The sequence below is a fragment of the Actinomadura sp. HBU206391 genome, assembly GCF_014323665.1.
In the GTDB taxonomy this organism is placed as follows: Bacteria; Actinomycetota; Actinomycetes; order Streptosporangiales; family Streptosporangiaceae; genus Actinomadura_C.
The window spans coordinates 1-3,208 of record NZ_JABVEB010000439.1 but is presented as its reverse complement, the minus strand read 5'-3'; the positions used below and the strand labels follow the sequence as shown (position 1 = coordinate 3,208).

At 69.2% G+C, this 3,208-nt stretch carries 3 protein-coding genes and 1 pseudogene; 2 read left to right on the top strand and 2 right to left on the bottom strand.

All coding sequences use genetic code 11. The annotated features are described in order from the left end of the window. Positions 1-13: 13 nt before the first annotated feature. Both HKK72_RS37940 and HKK72_RS37935 read right to left on the bottom strand, forming a co-directional pair. On the bottom strand, positions 14-841 hold the full coding sequence (locus HKK72_RS37940) for an ABC transporter permease (protein ID WP_187239215.1): 828 nt from the start codon (positions 839-841) through the stop codon (positions 14-16). Further along, a complete protein-coding gene (locus HKK72_RS37935) occupies positions 838-1,773 on the bottom strand; it encodes an ABC transporter ATP-binding protein (protein ID WP_187239214.1) in 936 nt (311 codons plus the stop codon). The genes HKK72_RS37940 and HKK72_RS37935 overlap by 4 nt, the downstream gene beginning before the upstream one ends. A gap of 275 nt (positions 1,774-2,048) precedes the next feature. Here HKK72_RS37935 and HKK72_RS37930 point away from each other — a divergent pair, with 275 nt between their 5' ends. Together HKK72_RS37930 and HKK72_RS41880 are read left to right on the top strand one after the other, a co-directional pair. Continuing rightward, positions 2,049-2,285, top strand: a complete 237-nt coding sequence (locus tag HKK72_RS37930) for an Ldh family oxidoreductase (protein ID WP_187239213.1) — start codon at positions 2,049-2,051, stop codon at positions 2,283-2,285. 53 nt (positions 2,286-2,338) lie between these two features. Beyond that, positions 2,339-3,208, top strand: a pseudogene (locus tag HKK72_RS41880) (hypothetical protein); the annotation flags it as partial.

Below are 3,208 nucleotides of genomic sequence, written 5' to 3'. Positions count from 1 at the left end.
CGGACGGCTGCTCTCAGGCGTCGCGGCGCTGAAGCAGGATCCCGGCGACCACCAGGAGAGCGAGCGTCCAGACGCAGAAGACCCCGTACCCCTGCCAGGGGGTGAGCAGGTCGTTCGGAGCCTGTTTCGCCTGCGCGATCAGGTGACCGGCCTCCGACGGCAGGTAGGCGTGAACATAGTCGCCCACGCGGCCTGGGATCAGCTGCGCCAGCGGCGCGAGGACGAGAACGAAGCCGATCACGCCGGTGATGCCCGCGGCGGTGTGCCGCACGATCGAACCGATGGCAAGGGCGAACAGCCCCAGCACCGCCAGGTAGAGCCCGCCGCCGAGGACGGCGCGCAGCACCCCCGGGTCACCGAGCGAGACCGGCGCCTTGCCGTGAATGATGGCCGCGCCGACGAAGAACGAGACGAACGAGACCAGCACGCCGAGGGCGAGGACGAGAAGGCCGAACACCAACGACTTGGCGGTGAGCATCGACAGCCGCCGTGGCACGGCCAGCAGGCTGGACCGGATCATACCGGTGGAGTACTCGGAACCGATCACCATCACGCCGAGAACGCACACGGTCAGCTGGCTGAGGAAGAACCCGCTGCCCAGCACCATGCTCGTCGGGTCGGCCGCGATCAATGCCTGGTCCGAGGGCTCCAGTTCGTCCCACCCGGCGACGGTGAGCGAGGTGAACAGCGCGGTGAAGCCAACGCTGAGCAGCACCAGCAGGACCAGCGACCAGACCGTCGACCGGACCGAACGAATCTTGGTCCACTCGGCGAGCAGGAGTCGGCCGAAGCTGTTGCGGCCGTCGGCCGGTGCGAGAGCGGAGCTCGTCACGGCGGTCATCGGGCGCCTCCCATGCCGTCGGCGGCGGCCACGGCCGCGCCGTACTCGACGCTCTCCCGGGTCAATTCCATGAACGCCTCTTCCAGCGACCCACGGCGGGGGGTGAGCTCGTGCAGGACGAAACCGCCGGCGGCGGCGAGCTGCCCGACGCGTGCCGCCTCGAGGTCCGTCACGGTGAGCAGGCCTTCGCCGTCCGGAGTGGCCGTGCCTCCCTCGGCGGTGATGGCGGCGGCCAGGCCCTCGGCGTCAGGACTGCGTACCACCACGATCTGCTTGGTGCTGCGCTCGATGAACTCCTCCGTCGAGCAGTCGGCGATCAGCTCGCCGCGGCCGATGACGATGAGGTGCTCGGCGGTGACCGCCATCTCGTTCATCAGGTGGCTCGACACGAAGACGGTGCGGCCCTCGCTCGCCAGCCGCTTCATCAGGTTCCTGATCCAGAGGATGCCCTCGGGATCCAACCCGTTGACGGGTTCGTCGAGGATGAGCACGGACGGATCTCCGAGCAGCGCCACGGCGATGCCCAGGCGCTGTCCCATCCCCAGCGAGAAGCCACCCGTGCGCTTGCGCGCGACCTCCCGCAGGCCGACCAGCTCGATGACCTCGTCAACACGCTTCTTCGGAATTCCCTGGGTCTGGGCCAGGCACAGGAGGTGGTTGTAGGCGCTCCGGCCGGTGTGCACGGCGCGCGCCTCGAGCAGCGCGCCGACCACCCGGAGCGGCTGCGCCAGGTCCTGGTAGTGCTTGCCGTCGATTGTCGCGTCGCCCTGCTGCGGGCGGTCCAAGCCGAGGAGCAGACGCATCGTGGTCGACTTGCCCGCGCCGTTCGGGCCGAGGAAACCGGTCACCCGGCCGGGCTCGACCGTGAACGACAGGTCACGTACGGCGGTCTTGTCGCCGTAGCGCTTGGTAAGGTTCTTCGCCTCGATCATTAAGGTTCGTCCCGGGATACATGGTTTTCGGCTGTTGCGAGCGAGCCAACGGTAGCGCTGGAAACTCCCCCTTCGTATCCACCTACCGGACGATTTCGCCTCCACCTCCCGCCCGAGGACGCACCCTGGCGAGTCGGCTTCAGGCACCTTCTCACGCGGCGGATCCCCTTCACGTAAGGCCCTCGGGCACGTAACGTAGAAGAAATGAAACGGCGTTCCACAACGTAGAACTAGCTCCGGATGGTCACCGATGGCGGTGACCGGGAGGGAGTCCGGTGAGCCGGCACAAGGAGCCCTCGAGCGGCGCCCGCCGGGTCTCGGCCGACACCCTGGCAGGGATCGCGCGATCGATCCTCGAAGCCGCGGACACCCCCGGCACGACAGCCGAGGCCGTGGCCGCCTCGCTCGTCGAATCGAACCTCGTCGGCCACGACTCCCACGGCGTCCGGCGGCTCACGCCGTATCTCGACGCGATCGACGCCGGTGACGTACGGCCCGACGCGCGCGCCTGAACGGAGCGCACTCCGCACTGGCTTACCTGGGCGCCGTCCACGGGTACGGCATCGTGGCCGAGGCCGTCGCCGACCCTGCGCTCGCCCGGTCGGTGGAGCTGGTCATGGAGGACCTGCTGCCCTCGTTGCCCGAGGTACCCGGGGTTCGCCCTCGTGAGTACGCCGAGGACATCCGGCGCCGGTTCGCCAACCCGGCCATCGCCCACTCGCTCGAGCAGATCGCCGAGGACGGTTCCCAGAAGCTGAGGCAACGGCTGCTCGAACCCGCGCGGGAACTGCTGGCCGCCGGCAGCACACCTCAGTGGATCTGCCTGGCGGTGGCCGGATGGATCCGCTACCTGCGGGGGGATGCCGACGACGGACGACCGCTGGCGGTATGCGATCCGCTCGCGGAGCCGCTGCGCGAGGCAGTGTCACGGGCGACGGGCCCCGTCTCCGTCGTCGACGCGGTGTTGCGCACCGGTTCGGTCTTCCCGCCCGAGCTCGCCGACTCGGTGAAGTTCCGCGACACGACCGCCCACTGGCTCGGCCGGCTCGCCCGCGACGGTGTCATGGGCACGATCCAGGACCTCGCGAACGCCGAGATGCGACGGGACCGCCCCTCCGTAGCTCGCGTGGATGGTACTTACTCGATCGCCGTGTCCACGAGCCCACGCAGTCGCGGTGACAGTTCCGGCACGACGGCACCGGCGGGGGGCGCCGATGAGCCTCGCCCCCGGATAAACTCGTCCGGCGCGCCGCCGTGCGCATCGACTCCCCGGATGCAACTGACGCCTGCCCCGTCGTCACCGATGTCCACAAAGCGGAGAGGCCTTCATGAGAGCGAACCAGACCCCGACCCGCGAAGTGGAACGTGTACCGATGCACTTCACCGACCGGGTAACGGCGGACGCCCAGGACGGCTGGCCCGCCGAAGCCGGCCG